At 63.3% G+C, this 21,725-nt stretch carries 14 protein-coding genes and 2 tRNA genes; 3 read left to right on the forward strand and 13 right to left on the reverse strand.

Annotation, left to right across the window (positions count from 1 at the left end; translation table 11 throughout):
- Window positions 1-65: 65 nt before the first annotated feature.
- From P3C50_RS06615 to P3C50_RS06630, 4 genes are all read right to left on the reverse strand, one after another.
- On the reverse strand, window positions 66-3,359 hold the full coding sequence (locus tag P3C50_RS06615; protein WP_275545388.1) for a DUF2126 domain-containing protein: 3,294 nt from the start codon (window positions 3,357-3,359) through the stop codon (window positions 66-68).
- A 186-nt stretch (window positions 3,360-3,545) separates the two neighbouring features.
- Window positions 3,546-4,655 carry an SO2930 family diheme c-type cytochrome gene (locus P3C50_RS06620; protein WP_275545389.1) on the reverse strand — a complete coding sequence of 370 codons (1,110 nt, stop codon included), beginning with the start codon at window positions 4,653-4,655 and terminating at the stop codon, window positions 3,546-3,548.
- Complete coding sequence (locus P3C50_RS06625; RefSeq protein WP_275545390.1) at window positions 4,652-5,902, reverse strand: parallel beta-helix domain-containing protein; 1,251 nt, start codon at window positions 5,900-5,902, stop codon at window positions 4,652-4,654. The genes P3C50_RS06620 and P3C50_RS06625 overlap by 4 nt, the downstream gene beginning before the upstream one ends.
- Before the next feature lie 370 nt (window positions 5,903-6,272).
- Window positions 6,273-8,570: a YgiQ family radical SAM protein gene (locus P3C50_RS06630; RefSeq protein WP_275545391.1), complete on the reverse strand. Its 2,298-nt coding sequence runs from the start codon at window positions 8,568-8,570 to the stop codon at window positions 6,273-6,275.
- A gap of 281 nt (window positions 8,571-8,851) precedes the next feature.
- Here P3C50_RS06630 and P3C50_RS06635 point away from each other — a divergent pair, with 281 nt between their 5' ends.
- Window positions 8,852-10,759, forward strand: a complete 1,908-nt coding sequence (locus tag P3C50_RS06635; RefSeq protein WP_275545392.1) for a GGDEF domain-containing protein — start codon at window positions 8,852-8,854, stop codon at window positions 10,757-10,759.
- On the opposite strand, the gene alr is transcribed toward P3C50_RS06635, so the two are convergent.
- The 8 genes from alr to rnr form a co-directional block, all read right to left on the reverse strand.
- Window positions 10,756-11,832, reverse strand: coding sequence for an alanine racemase (gene alr, locus P3C50_RS06640; RefSeq protein WP_275545393.1), 1,077 nt, complete (start codon window positions 11,830-11,832; stop codon window positions 10,756-10,758). The genes P3C50_RS06635 and alr overlap by 4 nt on opposite strands.
- 164 nt (window positions 11,833-11,996) lie before the next feature.
- A complete protein-coding gene (gene dnaB, locus P3C50_RS06645) occupies window positions 11,997-13,391 on the reverse strand; it encodes a replicative DNA helicase (RefSeq protein ID WP_275545394.1) in 1,395 nt (464 codons plus the stop codon).
- 118 nt (window positions 13,392-13,509) lie between these two features.
- A complete protein-coding gene (gene rplI / locus P3C50_RS06650) occupies window positions 13,510-13,956 on the reverse strand; it encodes a 50S ribosomal protein L9 (RefSeq protein ID WP_197857059.1) in 447 nt (148 codons plus the stop codon).
- A 21-nt stretch (window positions 13,957-13,977) separates the two neighbouring features.
- Window positions 13,978-14,865, reverse strand: a complete 888-nt coding sequence (locus tag P3C50_RS06655) for a hypothetical protein (protein ID WP_275545395.1) — start codon at window positions 14,863-14,865, stop codon at window positions 13,978-13,980.
- Window positions 14,866-14,901: 36 nt separating this feature from the next.
- Entirely contained in the window at window positions 14,902-15,132 is a 231-nt protein-coding gene (gene rpsR, locus P3C50_RS06660; RefSeq protein ID WP_003246847.1) for a 30S ribosomal protein S18, read from the reverse strand.
- 28 nt (window positions 15,133-15,160) lie between these two features.
- Entirely contained in the window at window positions 15,161-15,583 is a 423-nt protein-coding gene (rpsF, locus tag P3C50_RS06665) for a 30S ribosomal protein S6 (RefSeq protein ID WP_061237453.1), read from the reverse strand.
- Between the two features lie 266 nt (window positions 15,584-15,849).
- Complete coding sequence (rlmB, locus tag P3C50_RS06670; protein ID WP_275545396.1) at window positions 15,850-16,593, reverse strand: 23S rRNA (guanosine(2251)-2'-O)-methyltransferase RlmB; 744 nt, start codon at window positions 16,591-16,593, stop codon at window positions 15,850-15,852.
- Window positions 16,590-19,076 (reverse strand): ribonuclease R, encoded by a 2,487-nt coding sequence (gene rnr, locus P3C50_RS06675; protein WP_275545397.1) that lies wholly within the window; start codon window positions 19,074-19,076, stop codon window positions 16,590-16,592. The genes rlmB and rnr overlap by 4 nt, the downstream gene beginning before the upstream one ends.
- A gap of 206 nt (window positions 19,077-19,282) precedes the next feature.
- Here rnr and P3C50_RS06680 point away from each other — a divergent pair.
- Together P3C50_RS06680 and P3C50_RS06685 are read left to right on the forward strand one after the other, a co-directional pair.
- Window positions 19,283-19,369, forward strand: a tRNA-Leu gene (locus tag P3C50_RS06680).
- 82 nt (window positions 19,370-19,451) lie between these two features.
- A tRNA-Leu gene (locus P3C50_RS06685) sits at window positions 19,452-19,538 on the forward strand.
- Window positions 19,539-19,668: 130 nt separating this feature from the next.
- Here P3C50_RS06685 and P3C50_RS06690 read toward each other — a convergent pair.
- A complete protein-coding gene (locus P3C50_RS06690; RefSeq protein ID WP_275545398.1) occupies window positions 19,669-21,603 on the reverse strand; it encodes a methyl-accepting chemotaxis protein in 1,935 nt (644 codons plus the stop codon).
- Window positions 21,604-21,725: the final 122 nt, after the last annotated feature.

A 21,725-nucleotide genomic window follows, 5' to 3' on the forward strand; every position in this document is an offset into this window, starting at 1 on the left:
CCTGTGGGAGGGGCTTCAGCCGCGAACCGTCGCCGCTAAAGCGCCTCCCACAGTAGGGATCGACGTCAGCTTCGACGCAGATCCAAGGTCAACGGCAGTTCATTATTGTCCATCGGCTGCATGACGAGGCGCTTGCCCGGGCTGTGGCCCAGGCGGAAGAACCGCGCCAGGCGTCGGCTCTCGGCCTCGTAGGCGTTGACCGGCAGGCTGTCGTAGTTGCGGCCGCCCGGATGCGCGACATGGTATTGGCAACCACCCAGCGAACGCTGCATCCAGGTGTCGATGAGATCGAACACCAGCGGCGCATGCACGCCGATGGTCGGTTGTAGGCAACTGGCCGGCTGCCAGGCACGGAAGCGCACGCCACCGACGAACTCGCCGACCTTGCCCGTCGGGCGCAACGGCACCGGCACGCCGTTGCAGGTCAGCACGTAGCGATCCGGCGCCATGCCGGCCACCTTCACCTGCATGCGCTCCAGCGACGAGTCGACATAGCGCACCGTGCCGCCGATGGCGCCCTCCTCGCCCAGCACGTGCCAGGGTTCCAGGGCCTGGCGCAGCTCCAGGTCGATGCCCTTGACCGCAAAGTCGCCGGCCTTGGGAAAGCGGAATTCCAAGTGCGGGGCAAACCACTCGGCGCGCAGCGGGTAGCCGAAGGCCGACAGTTCCTGCAGCACGTCAGCGAAATCCTGCTCGACGAAGTGCGGCAGCAGGAAGCGGTCATGCAGCTCGGTGCCCCAGCGCACCAGCCTGGCCGGGCGGTAGGGCTCCTGCCAGAAGCGGGCGATCAACGCGCGCAGCAGCAGTTGCTGGGCCAGACTCATCTGCGCGTGCGGCGGCATCTCGAAGGCGCGCAGTTCGAGCAGGCCAAGGCGACCGCTGGCCGAGTCCGGCGAGTACAGCTTGTCGATGCAGAACTCGGCGCGGTGGGTATTGCCAGTGACGTCCACCAGCAGGTTGCGCAGCAGGCGGTCGACCAGCCATGGCGGGCAGTCGCGGCCCGGCTCGGGCATCTGCGCGAAGGCAATCTCCAGCTCGTACAAGGTGTCGTTGCGCGCCTCGTCGACACGCGGCGCCTGCGACGTCGGGCCGATAAACAGACCGCTGAACAGGTAGGACAGCGACGGGTGGTTGTGCCAGTAGCTGATCAGGCTACGCAGCAGATCGGGGCGGCGCAGGAAGGGCGAATCGCCCGGTGTCGCGCCGCCAAGGACGAAGTGGTTGCCGCCGCCGGTACCGGTGTGACGCCCATCGATCATGAACTTCTCGCTGGACAGACGCGACTGGCGCGCCGCCTCGTAAAGGAACTCGCAGCGCTCGACCAGCTCGTCCCAGCAGGCAGCCGGGTGAATGTTCACCTCGATCACGCCCGGATCGGGAGTGACGCGGAAATACTGCAGACGCGGATCGAGCGGTGGCTCGTAGCCCTCCATCAGCACCGGACAATCCAGTTCGGCGGCGACGGACTCGATGGCCGCGACCAGCTCCAGGTAGTCCTCCAGGTGCGCCAGCGGCGGCATGAACAGGTACAACCGGCCTTCGCGCGGCTCGGCGCACAACGCGGTACGCACGATACCGGCCGCCGACTGCCCGCTGGCCGGGCGTGCACTCTGCACGTTGGCACTGGCGCCACGCCAGACGCCACGCAGCTGCCGCTGGATCTGCGCCGGGCTGGGCAACGGCGGCAACGACTGGCTGGGGTCGACCGGATTGATGTAGGGGTAATCGGCCTGGCTGACCCAGGGCAGCGAATCCAGCGGCAGGCGGTAGCCCAGTGGCGAGTCGCCCGGCAGCAACCGGCAATGCTCGTCGCGCAGGAACCAGCGCCCGCTCTGCCAGCCTTCACCGATCACCTGTCGCGCCAGCGGCAGAACATGACCAACGACCTTATCCAGGCCCTGATCGAACACCTTGCGCAGGCGCTCGCGCTCCAGCGGGTCGCTCAGACGCGGGTCGTCCGGGGTGACGTTGTCCGGCAGCTTACGCTCGCGCCACAGGTAGTAGAACCAGTCTTCATAGGCAGGGAATACATTGCCGGCATCGACGTCCAGGCGCGACGCCAGAGTGGCGAGAAAGCGAGCGGCGGTCTCGGCGGTGACGCCATAGCCGCGCTTCTCGTCGGCCAGCAGCTTGGGGTCATGCCACAGCGGCTCGCCGTCGCGACGCCAGAAGCAGTTCAGCGACCAGCGCGGCAACTGCTCGCCCGGGTACCACTTCCCCTGACCGAAATGCACCAGCGCATTGGGGGCATAGTGCTCGCGCAGGCGATGGAACAGGTCGGCGGCCAGACGGCGCTTGTTCGGGCCGAGCGCGGCGGTATTCCATTCGTCGTCATCGGGATAGTCGAGGGCGACGAAGGTCGGCTCGCCGCCCATGGTCAGGCGTACGTCATGCATCTGCAGGTCATCGTCGATGCGCCGCCCCAGCGCCTGGATCGCCTGCCACTGTGCCTCGCTGTAAGGCTTGGTGACGCGCGACGCCTCCCACACGCGCTCGACGCTCATCAGGTGCTCGAACGTCACCTCGCACTCGTCCAGCCCACCGGTGATCGGCGCCGCCGAGGACGGCTCCGGACTGCAGGCCAGCGGGATATGGCCTTCACCGGCGAACAGGCCCGAGGTTGGGTCGAGTCCGATCCAGCCGGCGCCAGGCAAGTACACCTCGCACCAGGCATGCAGGTCGGTGAAGTCCTGTTCGGTGCCGCTCGGGCCGTCGAGGGATTTGACGTCGGCGGTGAGCTGGATCAGGTAGCCGGAGACGAAGCGCGCGGCCAGCCCCAGGTGCCGCAGCAACTGCACCAGCAGCCAGGCCGAGTCGCGGCAGGAACCGGAGGCCAGCTCCAGCGACTGCTCGGGCGTCTGCACGCCCGGCTCCATGCGGATCAAGTAGCGAATGTCATGTGCCAGGCGCTGGTTCAGCTCGACCAGGAAGTCGATGCTGGGCACCGGCTCGCGGGAAATACCGGCCAGGTACCTGGCGAACAATGGCGTGGCCGGCAGCTTGATCAGATAAGGCGCCAGCTCGCGCTGCTCGCCCTCGGTATAGGCGAAGGGAATGCGCTCGGCGTAGGGCTCGAGGAAGAAGTCGAAGGGGTTGAACACCGCCATTTCGGCGACCAGATCCACCTCGACCCTGAATTCGCGGGTCTTCTCCGGAAACACCAGGCGCGCCAGGTAGTTGCCCTGCGGGTCCTGCTGCCAGTTGATGAAGTGCTGACTCGGCTCGACCTTCAAGGCGTAGGAGAGGATGCGCGTGCGGCTGTGCGGCGCCGGGCGCAGACGCACCACCTGAGGCCCAAGGTTGACCACGCGATCGTAGCGGTAGTGGGTGACGTGATGCAGCGCGACATGAATCGACACGGCGGCCTCCTGCTAGCCTGGACGATGGGCTGTGCAGCGCAAGACTTATGCCAGCGGCTAAGCCGCTTTCTTGCGCTCCGTCGACCGCGGCAAGCCCCACGTTGGCGCATCGCCTGCACCAAGGTCGAATGGATGCACAACTCCAGGGCAAGGAGGATCAGGAGCTGAGAAAGGCGGACACCGACTTCAGCACTCGCCAACGAGACTGGCGATCCAGCGGTCGATCACCTCCAGCCCTTCGCGGTGGGAGGTGGAGCGTCCCAGTTCGGGCATCATGATGCTGGGATCGGTGCTGTGCAGGCGGAAGCTCAGCACCGACTTCTCCGGCGCACCGGGATGAATGTCGACCAGACGGTCGCCGGAGCCCTTGCCAGCCGCCACCGGCTGCTTGCATAGCCCGTAGGCGATGCTCAGCGGAGTGGTGGGATCGAGATACAGGCCGGAGGTGCGCCCCGGCCCTTCTGGGTTATGGCAGTGCGAGCAGTTGGCATCCAGGTAACTGCGCGCCTGGGCCTGTAGATTTTCTCCCTGTCGCGCCTCGCCCCATCGCGCATTGCGTGGCAGATCACTCACCTGCGCCGGGACGCCCTGCAGAAAACCGACCGTCTGCCAACGCAGCAGCTGGTTGGCCGCGCCATCGGCATAGGCGAAATCCTTGTTCAGATGGCGCGCCTTCGGCCCCAGCGGCTGCACGCCCTTGCCGGCCTGCTCTTCATGACAACCCGCACATTGATTGGCGTCAGGAACCTGATAGTCGATCGCCAGCACCTCGCCGCGCTCACCGTCCAACTCGAGATCGAAGCTGGCGCCCGCCCAGTCCAGGGTCGCCTCGCGCTGGGCGTCATCCCAGACGTAGGGCAAGGCGACCCAGCCCTGCTCCTGACGCAGCAGAATACGCGTCTCGATCAGCCTCACCTGTTCAAGCTCTATCGCTTCGGCGTCGCGCTGCTCGCTACGCTGCAAACGTCCCTGCGCGTCGCGCGGGTAATAGAAGGTCTTGCTCAGCACCGTACCCAGCGGGTAATCGAAACGCGCTTCGCCGTACTGCGCGCTGCTGCCTTGCGGCATCCAGAGGGTGCGCAGCTTATGCGCATAGTCGGTGAACAACGGCGTATTGAGGTCATAGGGCAATACGCCGTCGACTGGCTGCAGCTGGCCGTCGCGCTGTTGCAGCACGCCCCAGCCACTGAGCTTTTCCGGATAGTTCTCGCCACTGGGCAGATACAGAGGCGCTCGCGGCTGTTGCTCGCAGGCGGCAAGCAGCGCGGCAAACAGCAATATCCAGCCGTTCCTCATGCGCCCTCGCCTTTTTCTTCCAGCGCGGCGCGCAGTTCGACGGCGGGCAAACGGGGCAGCTCGCAGCGATGCGGCTCGATATCGGTGCTGATGTTCTTGTAACCACCAGGCCCGTCGACATTGACGATGCCGGCGTCACCATTGTCGATGCAGATCGCCAGTTCGGGTGGCAGCTTGCCGCCTTCCAGCTTGGAAGGATTGACGTAGCCGTCCCAGAGAATGTCCGGCAGACGACCGTTGAGGCCGAACTTCGCCAGCTTGAGCGCCTTCAGCTCCAGGTTGTCCGGGCTATCGCCCGCCGGGCCGAAGCGGTTGCCATGGATATGAATGGCCTCCGGATAGGGATCGAAATCCTCGCTGGTGGATAGATCGGTGTAGCCGGTGCTGAAGTAGCTGCTGACGATGACATTGGCGGTGCGGTGGTCGCCAATATCGTTGTCGAAGATTTCCACCTTGTCGTTGGAGTTGACCAACACTCCGGAGCCCGCCGGCACGCTGGCCACAGGTGTGCCCTTATGACCGAAGTTCTTGTGGTTGTTGCCTTCGACCTTGTTGCGATAGACCCGTGTGGTGTGCCCCGGCTGCGGCAGATTGGGCATGTTGAAGACCAGGATGCCGCCGGTATTGCCGGTGGCGACGTTGTCATAGACGTCAGCGCCGATGGTGTTCTCGATCTCGATGCCGGCGACGTTGCGCTCGGCACGGCTGTTGCGCACCACCACGTTACGCGACTGGCCGACGTAGATGCCGGCATCCGAGGCGCCGATGGCGACCACGCCGTCGATCAGCACGTTCTCGGTCTGCACCGGGTAGATGCCGTAAGCGCCATTCTCGGTCGCCGGGCCATTGGTCCACTCAGTCCGCACGCGGCGGATGATGATGTTCTCGCCGCCTACGACCTTGAGCGCATCGCCCTTGGTGTCTTCCAGCGCCAGGTCCTCGATGGTGAAGTCGGACGCACTCACCAGCAGCCCTTCGGCGCCGGACTTCTGGCCCTTGAAGTTGAGGATGGTCTGGCCCATCCCGGCACCACGCAGCGTCACCCCACTGATCTTGAGGCTGAGGCTACGATCCAGTTGCCAGGTGCCTTCGGGCAGCTCGATCACCTCGCCAGGCTTGGCCTTGATCAGCCGGGTCTGCAGTTCTTTCTGGAAATCCTGACTGGCAGCAGGTGGCGGTGCCTCGGGTTCCCCACAAGCGGCAAGTGTCAGGGAGATGGCGAGCAGTGATGGCACGACTATACGCATGGCGGGACTCCGGATTTGTTCTTATATTATTGGCACTATAGTGCCAGATAAGAAATACGCCAATCCCGCGCAGCTTCGCAACGGCCTTCCGCACACCTTGGGAAAGGCTTCACCCGCGAGGTTTTTGCGCCACCAAAACAATTCGCGGACAAGTCCGCTCCCACAAGATAGGTGGGCTTACCTCGGTGGGAGAACGTCGCTGAGAGTGCTGCAACACTCCACGCCACCTGCGCCATCGTAGGAGTGACTCAACCGTGAGGCATTTGCGCCGCCAAAACAATTCGCGGACAAGCCCGCTCCCACAACATCAGCAGGCTTGCTTAACCCTGTGGGAGCGGACTTGTCCGCGAAGCGTTGTGCTGCGACTGCCTCAGCGCGGTACGGCAGGCTTTTTCGCCGGTTTCCTGCCCTTGCCTTTACCCGCGCCAGAACGTTCACGCGCGGCCTGCTGGTTGCGCGCTTCGGCAGCAGCCTTGGCCTGTTCGCGCTTGTCCCAGGGTTTGCTGCCATCGCTGGCGCGTGGTGGCAGGCCGGTGTGCTGGGTCAGAATCTTACCGCCAGCACCCACTTTCTTGCTGCCGGCCGGCGTAGAGTTCTTGCGCCGCGCGCTCTGGTACTCGTCGGTCTGCGGCTGATAAGTCGGGATCAGCTGGTGCTTGCCGTTACCGATCAAATCGCTACGGCCCATGCGCTCCAGCGCCTCGCGCAGCAGCGGCCAGCCCTTCGGATCGTGATAGCGCAGGAAGGCCTTGTGCAGGCGACGCTGCTGCTCGCTCTTGACGATCTCCACGCCGTCGCTCTTGTAGGTCACCTTGCGCAGCGGGTTCTTGCCCGAGTGATACATGGCCGTGGCGGTGGCCATCGGCGAGGGGTAGAACGCCTGCACCTGGTCGGCGCGGAAACCGTTGCGCTTGAGCCACAGGGCGAGGTTCATCATGTCCTCGTCGGTGGTGCCCGGGTGCGCGGCGATGAAGTACGGGATCAGGTACTGCTCCTTGCCCGCCTCCTTGGAGAACTTCTCGAACATCTGCTTGAAGCGGTCATAGCTGCCGATGCCCGGCTTCATCATCTTGTCCAGCGGACCGCGCTCGGTGTGCTCCGGGGCGATCTTCAGGTAACCGCCAACGTGGTGGGTGACCAGTTCCTTGACGTACTCTGGCGATTCGACGGCCAGGTCATAACGCAGGCCCGAGGCGATCAGAATCTTCTTCACGCCGGGCAGCGCACGGGCCTTGCGGTACAGCTCGATCAGGGAGCTGTGATCGGTATTGAGGTTCTCGCAGATGCCAGGGAACACGCAGGACGGCTTGCGGCAGTGACGCTCGATTTCCGGGTCCTTGCAGGCGATGAGGTACATGTTGGCGGTCGGCCCGCCAAGGTCGGAGACCACGCCGGTGAAGCCCGGCACCTTGTCGCGCATCTCCTCGATCTCGCGGATGATCGAGTCGTGGGAACGGTTCTGGATGATGCGGCCTTCGTGCTCGGTGATCGAGCAGAAGGTGCAGCCACCGAAGCAGCCGCGCATGATGTTCACCGAGAAGCGGATCATCTCGTAAGCCGGGATTTTCTCCTTGCCATACACCGGGTGCGGCACGCGTGCGTAGGGCATGCCGAACACGTAGTCCATTTCCTCGGTGGTCATGGGAATGGGTGGCGGGTTGAACCAGACGTCCACCTCGCCATGCTTCTGCACCAGCGCGCGGGCGTTGCCCGGGTTGGTTTCCAGGTGCAGCACGCGGTTGGCGTGGGCGTAGAGCACCGGATCGTTGCGCACCTTCTCGAACGACGGCAGACGGATCACCGTCTTGTCGCGGGTCATGCGCGGGCTTTCGAGAATCTGTACCACCTTGGCTTCGTTGGGGTCTTCAACCTCGCCTTTAGCCTGTTCGATGGCACAGGCTTCGGTGTCCTGCGTGTTGACGTAGGGGTTGATGATCTTGTCGACGCGACCGGGGCGATCGATGCGGGTCGAGTCGACCTCGAACCAGCCATCCGGCGTATCACGACGAATGAACGCGGTGCCGCGCACATCGGTGATGGCCTCGACCTGCTCGCCTCGCGACAGGCGCTGGGCGATCTCGACCACGGCGCGTTCGGCGTTGCCGTAGAGCAGGATATCGGCGGTGGCGTCCATCAGGATCGAGCGACGCACCTTGTCCTGCCAGTAATCGTAATGGGCGATACGACGCAGCGACGCCTCGATTCCGCCAAGAATCACCGGCACATGGGTGTAAGCCTCCTTGCAGCGCTGGCTGTAGACCAGGCTGGCGCGATCGGGGCGCTTACCGGCAATGCCGCCGGGGGTGTAGGCGTCGTCGGAGCGGATCTTCTTGTCCGCGGTATAGCGGTTGATCATCGAGTCCATGTTGCCCGCCGCCACGCCGAAGAACAGGTTCGGCTCGCCGAGCTTCATGAAGTCGTCTTTGCTGCGCCAGTCCGGCTGGGCAATGATCCCTACGCGGAACCCCTGGGCCTCAAGCAGACGACCGATGATCGCCATGCCGAACGAAGGATGATCGACGTAGGCATCGCCGGTGACGATGATGATGTCGCAGCTGTCCCAGCCGAGCAGGTCCATCTCTTCCCGGCTCATTGGCAGGAAGGGCGCAGGCCCGAAACACTCGGCCCAATACTTGGGATAGTCGAACAGCGGCTTGGCAGCTTGCATATTTTTTGATCAATGGGCTATCACGAGGGGCGCGGATAATAGCACAAATTTTGACCAAACCAGACTATTCCACTGGGTTTAATGCCGTGAGCAGCCTCGATGACAAGCGCTCAAGCGCCCCGGCTGGAATTCATCATGCGGCGTCTCGGCCACCAGTTATGGGCTCGAAAGAGCAGATAATTCAGGCATTTTCCGGCGATAGCCAGACGCCATATTGTTTTCTTCCGATAATAATCCTGTGCATATACTCAAACATTCGGCCAGTCGCCTTCAGGACACCTATGCTACTGCGCTTCGCCTTCCTGCTAGTTCTTCTACTCGGACTGTCGACCACGGGCCTGGCCATGGCATCCGTGACGCTCACCGACGCCAGCAGCGGCATGCCGCTCAACGCCCATATCGAGCTGCTGGAAGACACGGAAGGCAGCCTGAGTATCGACGACATCGCGGCCCCTGAGCTGCAGTCGCGCTTTCGCCCGGCCAATGGTCGTGCCAGCGTCGGCCAGAGCCTGAACCCGTGGTGGATAAAACTGACCCTGCAGCGCGATATGCGCGCACCGGCTCGCTGGGTGCTGGAAGTCGGCTCGGTGACACAGCTCGACCTGCAGCTCTACCAGCCCAATGGCCAGGGCGTCTGGCAGCTGCGCCAGTCCGGCGAGCGCGTGCCCTTCAGCGAGAGTCGCGACCATCCCTACCGACGCATGGTGTTCGACCTGCAGCCGCTCACTGAACAGCCGACGACCTTCTACCTGCGCACCTTTGATCCTGCCGGCAATTCCTTCCCGCTGCGCATCTGGCAGCTTGATGAACTCACGCAACTGGCCGCACGCGAGAACCTGGCGCTCGGCGCCATCTACGGCGTGGTCTTCGCGCTGCTGCTGTACAACCTGTTCATCCTTATCTCGCTGCGCGACAAAGCCTACTTCTGGTATGTGCTGACCACCGCCTTCGCCCTGCTATTCATCATGAGCATGACCGGGCATGGTGCGCAGTACCTGTGGCCGCATCATCCCGTGCCGGCGTGGCTCGACCGCATCACCCTGCCGTCGCTGTGGGGCCTGTTCGCCAGCCGATTCACCCAGACCCTGCTGCAGACCAAGCAGTATGTGCGCTGGGCCCACCACCTGTTGAACATGGCCTGCGTGATCTATCTCTTCGCCATTGTCTTGACCCTGCTCGATCAACGCTATCTGGCAGCCTGGGCCATCGCGCTGCTGTCGCTGACCAGCATCCCTGCCGCGCTGGGCAGTGCAGTGGTGCGCTGGCGCCAGGGCTTTTTTCCTGCGCAACTGTACCTTTATGGCTACGGCCTGGTGCTGGGCAGCGTGGCCATCCTGCTGCTACGCACCACCGGCTTATTACAACCGGCCGAATGGAATGCCTATGTATTTCCACTCGCGGTGGCCGCGGAATCCATCCTGTTCTCTTTTGCCCTGGCGTATCGCATCCAGATACTCAAGCAGGAGCGCGCCGTGGCCCTGCAGCAAGCGGATCGCGAGAAGACCGCACGCCTGGCCCAACTCCAGGCCAGCGCCGATGAGCTGCAGGCTGCGGTGACCGCACGCACCGCCGAACTGGCCGCGACCAACGAACAACTGCGTGAACGCGAGTGCGAGCTGCAGCATGCTGCCTTCCACGACCTGCTGACCGAGTTGCCCAACCGCCGCTACCTGGTCGAGCGCTGCGAGTCGGCCCTGGCGCATGCCGAGCGACACAAGGAAAGCGTGGCGCTGCTGCTGATCGACCTGGATCACTTCAAGCCGATCAACGATCGCTTCGGCCATGCCGCCGGCGACCTGATGCTGCAGGTGATTGCCAGGCGCCTGCGCGAACACGTGCGCCTGGGTGACACGGTGGCGCGCCTGGGCGGTGACGAGTTCGCCGTGCTGATCTGTGGCAGCGACGCCGAAAGCCAGGCCCGCGAAATCGCCGAGCGCCTGCTGGCGGAGCTGTCCGAGCCGGTGCACTACGGTGCCGAGCGCCTGCGTGTGACCATCAGCATCGGCGTGGCGCTCTATCCACTCCATGCGCAGAATTTCACCGGGCTGTACAAGATCGCCGACCAAGCGCTCTACCGCGTCAAGGAACTGGGACGCTCAGGCGCGCGCGTGCACGGTGATGATGGCGAGCTGACCGAGCAGGCCTGCCTGCAGCTGGACATTCTCAAAGTACCCAGCGGCCTGGCCTAGCCGATATAGCGACGCGGTACTCGTGCTGTGACTTTGCTCAGCAGCTCATAGCCGATGGTGCCGCAGGCTGCCGCCACCTCATCCAGCGGCAGATTGGCGCCCCATAGCTCCACTGGCGAATCGACATCGGCCTCGGGCAGGTCGGTGATATCCACCGCCAGCATGTCCATCGACACCCGGCCCGCCAGTGTCGCGCGTTGCCCGTCGACCAGTACCGGCGTGCCGCTCGGCGCATGGCGCGGGTAACCGTCGGCATAACCGCAGCTGACCGTGGCAATCCGCGAGGGCCGCTGCGCCACCCAGCTCGCGCCATAACCGACACTTTCACCAGCCGCCACTTCACGCACGGCAATTACCCGCGCAGCCAGAGTCATGGCGGGCCTCAGCCCAAGCTCGCGCGCACTCAGCTCGGCGAACGGCGTCGCCCCGTAGAGCATGATGCCGGGACGCAGCCAATCCATATGCGTGGCGGGAATGGTCAGCACCGCCGCTGAGTTGGCCAGCGAGCGATGATTGAAGTCCAGGTCCAGCAGATCGAGAAAACGCTCGACCTGCTGCTCGGTGAGCGGATGCCCACGCTCGTCGGCACAGGCGAAATGGCTGAGCAGGTTGAGCTCGGCGACCTGTTCGGCGTCTTCAAGCTGCGCATGCCACTGGCGCAGGCTGGCGGCATCGAAGCCGAGGCGATGCATGCCGGAGTCCAGCTTGAGCCAGACATTCAGTGGCCGCACCAGCTCACTGGACAGCAGCGCCTCGGCCTGCGCTGCACTCTGCACCACCAGATCCAGTCCCAGCTGCGCTGCGATGGCATATTCGCTGGCCTCGAAGCAGCCTTCGAGCAGCAGGATGCGCGCCTCGCCATGCATGGCGCGCACTTCCGCCGCCTCTTCCAGGCAGGCCACGGCGAATCCGTCGGCAACATCGTGCAGCGCCGTTACCACTTCACGCACGCCGTGCCCATAGGCATTGGCCTTGACCACCGCAAAAGCCTGACGCCCCGGCGCGCAGCGCTTGGCAAGCGTGTAGTTGTGAGCAATGGCGGAGAGGTCGACGATGGCGGCTAGCGGGCGCATGGCAGAAGGCCTGAACGAAAAACGGGCGCCCATCTTAACTGCTGGGCGCCCGTTTTCATTGATCTAGAGCGTAGCCCGGATGCAATCCGGGAGCTTCTGCACCGAGAGCCCCGGATTTCATCCGGGCTACAGAACTCGCTCCTATGACGCCCAGGCTACGACTGTCATTCATCCTCGAACTGATAGCTGCCCGGCGCCAGGTTCTCGAAGCGCGAATACTTGCCGAGGAAGGCCAGGCGCGCGGTGCCGAGCGGACCGTTACGCTGCTTGCCGATGATGATCTCGGCCACGCCCTTGTACTCGGTCTCCGGGTGGTACACCTCGTCGCGATAGACGAACAGGATGATGTCGGCGTCCTGCTCGATCGCACCGGATTCACGCAAGTCGGAGTTGATCGGGCGCTTGTTGGGGCGCTGTTCCAGGCCACGGTTGAGCTGCGACAGGGCGATCACCGGGCAGTTGAATTCCTTGGCCAGGCCCTTGAGCGAGCGCGAAATCTCGGAAATCTCGTTGACCCGGCTGTCGCCGCTGGAGCCCGGAATCTGCATCAGCTGCAGGTAGTCGACCATGATCAGACCGATCTCGCCGTGCTCGCGAGCCAGGCGCCGCGTACGCGCACGCATCTCGCTGGGAGAAATGCCCGCCGTATCGTCGATGAACAGCTTACGGTCGTTGAGCAGGTTGACCGCACTGGTCAGGCGTGGCCAGTCATCGTCGTCGAGCTGACCGGCACGCACCTTGGTCTGGTCGATTCGTCCCAGGGAGGCGAGCATACGAATGACGATGGATTCCGACGGCATCTCCAGCGAGTACACCAGAATCGCCTTGTCGCTGCGCATCAGCGCGTTCTCCACCAGGTTCATGGCGAAGGTGGTCTTACCCATCGAAGGACGACCGGCGACGATGATCATGTCGGCTGGCTGCAGGCCGCTGGTCAGCCCGTCCAGATCGTCGAAACCGGTCGACAGACCGGTGATCGCATCGCCGTTGTTGAACAGCGTGTCGATGCGGTCGATGGCCTTGACCAGAATGTCGTTGATGCCCACCGGGCCGCCGGTCTTGGGACGGTCTTCGGCAATCTGGAAGATCAGTCGCTCCGCTTCGTCGAGAATTTCCTCGCCGGTGCGCCCCTCTGGGGCGTAGGCACTGTCGGCAATCTCGTTGCTGATGCTGATCAGTTTGCGCAGGGTGGCGCGCTCACGAATGATCTGCGCATAGGCCTTGATGTTGGCCACCGATGGCGTGTTCTTGGCCAGCTCGGCGAGATAGGCCAGACCGCCGACCTGCGACAGCTGCCCTTCCTTGTCCAGCTGTTCGGACAGGGTCACCACGTCGAAGGGTTCGTTACGCTCGGCCAGCTTGAAGATCGCGCGGAAGATCAGGCGGTGATCATGGCGATAGAAATCGACATCGGAAACGCCATCGAGCACACGCTCCCAGGCATTGTTGTCGAGCATCAGGCCACCCAGTACCGACTGCTCCGCCTCGATGGAGTGCGGAGGCACTTTCAGGGCTGCGGTTTGCAGGTCGTATTGCTCGGGAATGCTGATGTCGTTCATAGGCTCGAGAGGAAAATGCTGCGATAGAAAAACAAAGGGCACGGATCGCCGAAGCGATGCCGTGCCCGATTGTCAGCAGACCGGCACCTGAGTGCAAGTCCGCCTGGCGGCTGCTTAATTAAGCAGCAACCACGATCACCTTAACGGTGGCTTCGACGTCGGTGTGCAGGTGCACAGCTACGTCGTATTCGCCGACCTGACGGATAGTACCGTTGGGCAGACGAACTTCGGCCTTGGCCACTTCAACGCCGGAGGCGGTCAGGGCGTCAGCGATGTCGTGGGTACCGATCGAACCGAACAGCTTGCCTTCATCGCCAGCAACGGCGGTGATGGTGACTTCCAGCTCAGCCAGTTGAGCAGCGCGAGCTTCAGCGGAAGCTTTCTTCTCGGCAGCGGCTTTTTCCAGCTCGGCGCGGCGAGCTTCGAACGCAGCTACGTTTTCAGCGGTAGCAGCGGTGGCCTTGCCTTGCGGCAGCAGGAAGTTACGGCCGTAACCGGCTTTAACATTCACTTTGTCGCCCAGGTTGCCCAGGTTGGCGATTTTTTCCAGCAGGATGACTTCCATTTGGGTCTTACCTCTTAACTTTTAACCTTCACCGTCCGCGGGCCCACTCTTGCGAGCGAGGCGACCGCGAAAATCAAACAGACTGTCGACGATGGCCAGAACCACCAGTAGCGGATAGATCAGCTGCATGAACAGCAAGAGCGTGATGTACATGCCCACCAGCCAGAAGCGAGCGAGCCCACCCTTCTCCACCAAGCCATGCACCAGGGCGATCCCGGCGAACAGCAACGGCACGCTGCATAGCGGCGTGAGCATGGCCAACTGCGGCCCCAGGTTGGGGCCTAGCATCATGCCCGCCAGCAGCAACAGCGCCTGCGGCAGCGACAGTCTCAACGCGCGGAACTCGCGACCGAAACCGCCTGGGTTGTACAACACGGCCTGCCAGTAGCGCCCAAGAATCAGGCTCAGCAAGCTCAGGATCTGCAGCAAGGCTGCCAGCAATCCGGTCAGCACCGGTGCAATCAGCGCCTCGAGACGCTCGCGTTCGCTCACCGCCAATTGCTGGTGAGCCCCGTCGAACATGGTCGGCAGCAGCTTCTGCAGCTCACCGGCCATGGCCTCGATGGGTTCGCGGAACACCGCCCCGAGGACCACTCCATACACCAGACCCAGCGCCACACTGCTCAGCAGTATGCGGTTCCAGGTCCAACTGGCGCGCAACAACAACGCCAGGCTCAGCGCACCGACCAGCACCAGCAAGGTGCGCGGCTCGCCGAAATACCACCAGGCAATCGCCGGCAGCATGGCCCAGGCCAGGATGCCCATGGCATCGCTGGCTCCGCGCCGCAACAGCACCAGGCTGCCTGCGGCGGCACTCAACCAGAACAACAGCGGCATCGCTGCCGATCCCACCACCACGAGGGTGGCCTGCATACGGCCGCGCATGATGTATTCAGCCAGGGCGCGCATGCGATCTATTCCTTAACGCTTGTCGACTATCCGATCTCAGCGGCCGTGGCTGTCGGTGTAGGGCAGCAGGGCCAGAAAGCGGGCGCGCTTGATAGCGGTGGCCAGCTGACGCTGATAACGAGCCTTGGTACCGGTGATACGGCTGGGAACGATCTTGCCGGTTTCCGAGATGTAGGCTTTCAGGGTGTTGAGATCTTTGAAATCGATCTCTTTCACGTCTTCAGCGGTGAAGCGGCAGAATTTACGACGACGGAAGAAACGTGCCATGTGATTGGCTCCTCAATAGATCCGTGGATTACTCGTCAGCGTTGTCGCTGTCGTTGTTGTCGCTGTCATCGCCGTCGTTGGACTCGGCGTTTTCAGGACGTTCACGACGCTCGCGGCGCTCACTGCGGTTTTCTTCGGCCTTCAGCATCTCGGACTGGCCAGTGACGGCCTCGTCGCGACGGATGACCAGGTTACGGATCACGGCGTCGTTGTAGCGGAAGTTGTCTTCCAGCTCGGCCAGGGCCTTGCCGGTGCACTCTACGTTGAGCATCACGTAGTGGGCTTTGTGGACGTTGTTGATGGCGTAAGCCAGCTGACGACGACCCCAGTCTTCCAGGCGGTGAATCTTGCCACCGTCCTCTTCGATCAGCTTGGTGTAACGCTCGACCATGCCGCCGACTTGCTCGCTCTGGTCCGGGTGAACCAGAAAGATGATTTCGTAATGACGCATAAATGCTCCTTACGGGTTGTAGCCTGCCAACTAAAGTGGTCAGGCAAGGAGTGGGTTTTTCTCGTGATGAGCTTGCCAGGCGGTAGGCGCAAAAAGGCCTGCCGTCACAGCAAGGGGCGCCATTCTAGAGAAGCCCCCCGCCGCGCGCAAGGCGAATTGGCGATTATTTGAACAACAGCGACCGGCCCTTTCCTGTAGGAGCGAATTTATTCGCGATCATGGACCGACATCGACTCATTGCGAATAAATTCGCGCCTACAGGTCGCTTACTTACCTTTCCTCTGCCGTACCGCCTCGAACAGGCAGACGCCGGTCGCAACAGAGACGTTGAGACTGCTGACGCTGCCACCCATGGGCAGCTTGACCAGATAATCGCAGTGCTCGCGGGTCAGGCGGCGCATGCCCTTGCCCTCGGCGCCCATGACCAGCACCGTCGGGCCGGTCATGTCGAGCTGGTACAACTCCTGCTCGGCCTCGCCGGCGGTGCCGACCACCCAAAGGCCCTTCTTCTGCAGTTTTTCCAGGGTGCGCGCCAGGTTGGTCACGGCGACCAGCGGAATCACCTCCGCCGCGCCGCAGGCCACCTTGCGCACGGTGGCATTGAGGGTGGCGGACTTGTCCTTGGGCACGATCACCGCCAGCGCACCCGCCGCATCGGCGGTACGCAGGCAGGCGCCCAGGTTGTGCGGGTCGGTCACGCCGTCGAGCACCAGCAGCAGCGGTACGCCCTCACTACGCTCGAGCAGTTCGTCGAGCATGTTCTCGCCCCAGACCTGGCTCGGGCTGACCTCGGCGACCACGCCCTGGTGCACGCCTTCGGCCCACTCGTCCAGCTCCTGGCGCTCCTTGTGCCCGACCGGCACGCGGTGCTGCGCCGCCTGCTCCAGCATCGGCTGGATGCGTGGCGCCTGACGGCTCTCGGCCAGCCAGAGTTGCTTGACCCGCTTGGGGTGGTGGCGCAACAGCGCCTCCACGGCATGCACGCCGTAAACCTTTTCCAGCTGACTCATCGTTTCGCCTTACGCTTGCTCGGCTTGCTGCCACTCGCCTCGGCCTTACCCTTGGGCGCCGGCGCACCCTTGCGATGGCCGGAGGGTTTCTTCGCCGGCGCCTTGCCGCCACCTTTCTTGGCGCTGTCGAGCAGGGCCTTCTTCACTTCGCGGCTTTTCTGCACATCGGTATTGCCCATGCCGCGAGACTTACCGCTACGGCGCGCATCATCGTCCTTGCCGGTCTTGCCCTGGCTCAGTTCGAAATCGATCTTGCGCTCGTCCAGATCGACGCGCATCACATTGACCTCGACGCTATCGCCAAGGCGGAAGCTGCGGCCGCTGCGCTCGCCGGACAGGCGGTGGTGAACCGGATCGAAGTGATAGTAGTCGGCCGGCAGCGCGGTCACGTGCACCAGGCCCTCGACGTAGATGTCACGCAGCTCGACAAAGATGCCGAAGCCGGTCACCGCAGTGATCACGCCCTCGAAGGTCTCGCCGACGCGATCCTGCATGAACTCGCACTTGAGCCAGTTGACCACGTCACGGGTCGCCTCGTCGGCACGGCGCTCGGTCATCGAGCACTGCTCGCCGAGTTTTTCCAGGGTCGCCTCGTCGTAGGGATAGATGCGCGCCTTGGGCATGGTCGCCGCACCGGCACGCTCCACATGCTTGGTTTCACGCTTGGAACGGATCACGCTGCGAATGGCGCGGTGCACCAGCAGGTCGGGGTAGCGACGGATCGGCGAGGTGAAGTGGGTATAGGCCTCGTAGTTCAGGCCGAAATGCCCTTCGTTCTGCGCGCTGTACACCGCCTGGCTCAACGACCGCAGCATCACGGTCTGGATCAGGTGATAGTCCGGACGCTCGCGGATGCTTTCCAGCAGACGCTGATAGTCCTTGGGCGACGGGCCGTCCTTGGACTTGCCACGCTGCAGCGACAGACCCAGCTCGCCGAGGAAGGCCTTGAGCTTCTCCAGGCGCTCCAGCGGCGGGCCGTCGTGCACGCGGTACAACGAAGGAATCTCGTGATCCTGCATGAAACGCGCGGTGGCCACGTTGGCGGCCAGCATGCACTCCTCGATCAGCTTGTGCGCATCGTTGCGCTGAGTCGGGCGGATCTCGTCGATTTTGCGATCGGTGCCGAAGACGATGCGCGTCTCCTGCGTCTCGAAATCGATGGCGCCACGCTCGTGACGGGCCGCGACCAGCACCTGATACAGCGCATAGAGCTGGTTGAGGTGCGGCAGGACCTCCTTGTACTCGCTGCGCAGGGATTTGCCCTCGCTGCTCTTGGGATCCTCCAGCATCAGGCTGACCTTGTTGTAGGTCAGGCGCGCATGGGAGTGGATCACCGCCTCGTAGAACTTGTAGTCGACCATCTGGCCGCTCTTGGACATGGTCATTTCGCAGACCATGGCCAGGCGATCGACATGCGGGTTGAGCGAGCACAGACCGTTGGACAGTTCCTCCGGCAGCATCGGCACGACGCGCTCGGGGAAATACACCGAGTTGCCACGCTCGACCGCCTCGGCGTCCAGCGCCGAACCGACCTTGACGTAGTGCGATACGTCGGCGATGGCCACATAGAGCTTCCAGCCGCCGGAGAACAGCTTCCAGCGGCTGCTGTTCTTCTCGCAGTACACGGCGTCGTCGAAATCGCGGGCGTCTTCGCCGTCGATGGTGACGAAGGGCAGATGACGCAGATCGACGCGCTTCTCCTTGTCCTTCTCTTCCACTTCAGGCTTGAGCTTGCGCGCTTCCTTGATCACGCCTTCGGGCCAGACGTGCGGGATGTCGTAGCTGCGCAGCGCCACGTCGATCTCCATGCCCGGCGCCATGTAGTTGCCGATCACCTCGACGATATCGCCCTGCGGCTGGAAGCGCTGGGTCGGCCAGTGGGTGATCTTGATCTCGACGAACTGACCGATGCGCGCACCAGCGGTGCGGCCCGGCGTGACCAGCACTTCCTGCTGGATCTTGGGGTTGTCGGCGACGACGAAGCCAATGCCGTTCTCTTCGTAGTAACGACCGACGATGCTCTCATGAGCGCGTTCGATCACCTCGACGATGCCGCCTTCACGGCGACCACGGCGATCGAAACCCGCCACCCGCACCAATGCGCGGTCACGATCGAACACCAGGCGCATCTGCGCCGGGCTGAGGAACAGGTCGTCACTGCCGTCGTCCGGCACGAGGAAGCCGAAACCGTCGCGGTGACCGCTGATGCGCCCGCAGATCAGGTCGAGCTTGTCCACCGGGGCGTAAGTGCCACGACGGGTATAGATGAGCTGACCGTCGCGCTCCATGGCGCGCAGTCGGCGGCGCAGTGCTTCGAGCTGGTCGTCGGTGTCGAGACCGAACTCTTCGACCAGTTGCTCACGGCTGGCAGGCGAACCACGCTCGGCCAGATGGGCCAGGATCAGTTCACGGCTGGGGATGGGGTTGTCGTATTTTTCCGCCTCGCGGGCGGCCTCGGGATCGAGGGATTGCCAATCGGCCATGTAGGAAGGATTACCTATGCTTATGTATAAAGGTGTATGCCATCTGCCTATTGAAGCGCGAAAACGGCATTCACGGCAGCTTTTCCGGCGACAATAATTTTTTACGGTCAGGGGTTTACAAGGTAAATGCCCGCCCGTATAGTTCGCGCCCACAGCGTCAAGCAGACGTTGTAACACGAAGCAGATGAGGAATCATCGGTTTCAGTGCCCAGGTGGCGGAATTGGTAGACGCGCTGGTTTCAGGTATCAGTGGCTTAACGGCCGTGGAAGTTCGAGTCTTCTCCTGGGCACCAAATTTCGTGAAGTGGTTTGATAACCCACTTTGCAAATACGGATGCAACGCTCCGTGTCGGTAACGACGAACATTGCTGCAGTGCCCAGGTGGCGGAATTGGTAGACGCGCTGGTTTCAGGTATCAGTGGCTTAACGGCCGTGGAAGTTCGAGTCTTCTCCTGGGCACCAAATTTCAAAAAACCGAGTCGTATGGCTCGGTTTTTTATTGCCTGGAAAAAACCGCAGGCGCGAGTTCTGCTCGCGAACTCTTGCCAGGCAAAAGCTTCGCGAGCAGAGCTCGCTCCCACAGCAATCCTCTCTAGACCCTGAACTGCCCCAGACTGGCCTTGAGCTGCGCCGCCAGCTCGTCCAGTGCACGCGCATTGCCAGCGATTGCCGTCACCGCCTCGGCCGCACGCTGCGCCTCGGCGTGGATGATCTCGACGCGCCCACGTACCGCGCCGGCGCCCTCGGCCTGATGGGCAGCCGCCTGCGTCGCCGCATTGATGGCGCCATGCACCTCGTCGACCGACTGCTGCACCGACTGTTGCAGGCGCGCACTGTCGCGCAGCACCTGCAGGCCTTCGCCACCTTGCGCGCCCGCCTGAGCGATAGCGGCTACGGCCTCCTGCGCGCCACGCTGCAGGGCTGCGATGTGGGTCTGGATATCGCCGGTGGACTGCTGGGTCTTGCTCGCCAGCGCGCGCACCTCGTCAGCCACCACAGCGAAACCTCGCCCGCTCTCGCCAGCGCGCGCCGCCTCGATAGCGGCATTGAGCGCCAGCAAATTGGTCTGCTCGGCGATGGACTGAATCACCGTCAGCACCACCTCGATCTGCTCGCTCTGCTTGGCCAGGCGCTCGATCACCGCCGAGCCATCCGCCACGCGCGCGACCAGGCCTTCGATCAGGGTCGACAGGCGCTGCGCAATAGCAGCGTTCTCGTGCGCTGCCTGACGAATGCTATCGACGCGCTGCAACGCTTCCTGCATCGACTGGCTCTCCGACTGCGCCTCGTCAGCCATCTGCTCCAGCGCCTGCAGACTGCCCGCCACCTCGTCGCGCTGCCGCCCGGCAGCTGCTTCAGCCGCCACGCCGCGCTGGGTCAGACTGCGAATCTGCTCACCGGTACGCAGGGCCACTTCACCCGACTCACGCACGATGGGCTGCAGCTTGGCGATAAAGCGATTGACGGCATCGGCCATCTCGCCGACCTCGTCCTGGCTGTCGATACTCACGCGCCGCGTCAGATCCCCCTCGCCCGCCGCCAGGTCATTGAGCGCTGCACTGAGCAGACGCAAGCGGCTCAGCACCCGCCACCCCAGCACCAACGCCACTACCAGCATCGCCAGAGCACCGACCACCAGCAGCCCCAGCGCAATGTTCCAGCGCAGGGAATCCGCCGCGATACGCACCGACTCACCACCGTTGCGTGCCATTTCCTGGGTGTAGCGCTCGGCAGATTGCAAACGCGCGCGCAGCGCCCGGGTCGCCTCCTCGGAAGCGCCCGCCAGGCTGCTGTCGACCAACTCTCCCGCACCACTGACCAGCGCCGCAAAGCGGCCATCCAGCGCGGTCAGCTCACGCTCGACGACATCCAGCGACAACCCCATCTGCACCTTGCCGATCGACGCACCCATAGGATTGATGTCGGCCTCGACCACATAGACGCGCGAATCACGCGAGGCGGCATCCACCAATCTGTCCAGCGGCGAGTCGCCCTGCCCCGCCGCGACCAACTCGCGCACCTGCGCATTGCTGCGGTTGAAGTTGCGCGTCAAACGCTTGCCTTCGGCGTCGTAGATGATGGCGAACAGCACCGCCGGGTCCTGCTGGGCGATGCGGGTAAGCGAGGTAAGCGCCGGGATGTCCAGGTCCCAGATGGACTTGGGCGCCACACCGGCCAACAATTGCGCCAGCGCCTGACCGGATTGCTTGAGATTACCCTCCAGCACCACGCGCAGTTGCGCCTGCTCGTCCTTCAATTGGCCGGAAAGGCCTTCACCCAGGCGCGTACGCGTACTGCTCGCGAGCGTCGCAAGCCCCTGGCTCATCTCGCGCTCGGCCATGCCCAACTCCTCGCCCAGGCGGCGACTTTCACCGCCCAGGCGCTGCGCCAGGTCCTCGACCATGCCATCAACCGATGCACGCATCAGCCACACCGCCAGCCCCACCTGCACCAACATGGCCAGGCCAAGCGCGACGAACACCGGGCGCAGCAGGCGGCTGCGCAACATGGAAACGATGGCAAACACTGGGGACACTCCTCAACGACCGTAACAGCTATAACGGCGACTTCCGGGATTTATTGAGTGCAAGCAAGCTACGTGCCCACGACCCACGGAGCAAACAGCAGTAAACCAACGAGAGCCTGCAT

Origin of the sequence: Pseudomonas sp. Marseille-Q0931 (assembly GCF_940789645.1) — a bacterium.
Lineage (GTDB): Bacteria > Pseudomonadota > Gammaproteobacteria > Pseudomonadales > Pseudomonadaceae > Aquipseudomonas.

What these genes read in the sequence shown, in the direction of transcription:
- P3C50_RS06620 (WP_275545389.1), bottom strand. Translation starts at nt 4,655, where the DNA reads ATGAGGAACGGCTGGATATTGCTGTTTGCCGCGCTGCTTGCCGCCTGC.
- P3C50_RS06625 (WP_275545390.1), bottom strand. Translation starts at nt 5,902, where the DNA reads ATGCGTATAGTCGTGCCATCACTGCTCGCCATCTCCCTGACACTTGCC.
- P3C50_RS06630 (WP_275545391.1), bottom strand. Translation starts at nt 8,570, where the DNA reads ATGCAAGCTGCCAAGCCGCTGTTCGACTATCCCAAGTATTGGGCCGAG.
- P3C50_RS06635 (WP_275545392.1), top strand. Translation starts at nt 8,852, where the DNA reads ATGCTACTGCGCTTCGCCTTCCTGCTAGTTCTTCTACTCGGACTGTCG.
- alr (WP_275545393.1), bottom strand. Translation starts at nt 11,832, where the DNA reads ATGCGCCCGCTAGCCGCCATCGTCGACCTCTCCGCCATTGCTCACAAC.
- dnaB (WP_275545394.1), bottom strand. Translation starts at nt 13,391, where the DNA reads ATGAACGACATCAGCATTCCCGAGCAATACGACCTGCAAACCGCAGCC.
- rplI (WP_197857059.1), bottom strand. Translation starts at nt 13,956, where the DNA reads ATGGAAGTCATCCTGCTGGAAAAAATCGCCAACCTGGGCAACCTGGGC.
- P3C50_RS06655 (WP_275545395.1), bottom strand. Translation starts at nt 14,865, where the DNA reads ATGCGCGCCCTGGCTGAATACATCATGCGCGGCCGTATGCAGGCCACC.
- rpsR (WP_003246847.1), bottom strand. Translation starts at nt 15,132, where the DNA reads ATGGCACGTTTCTTCCGTCGTCGTAAATTCTGCCGCTTCACCGCTGAA.
- rpsF (WP_061237453.1), bottom strand. Translation starts at nt 15,583, where the DNA reads ATGCGTCATTACGAAATCATCTTTCTGGTTCACCCGGACCAGAGCGAG.
- rlmB (WP_275545396.1), bottom strand. Translation starts at nt 16,593, where the DNA reads ATGAGTCAGCTGGAAAAGGTTTACGGCGTGCATGCCGTGGAGGCGCTG.
- rnr (WP_275545397.1), bottom strand. Translation starts at nt 19,076, where the DNA reads ATGGCCGATTGGCAATCCCTCGATCCCGAGGCCGCCCGCGAGGCGGAA.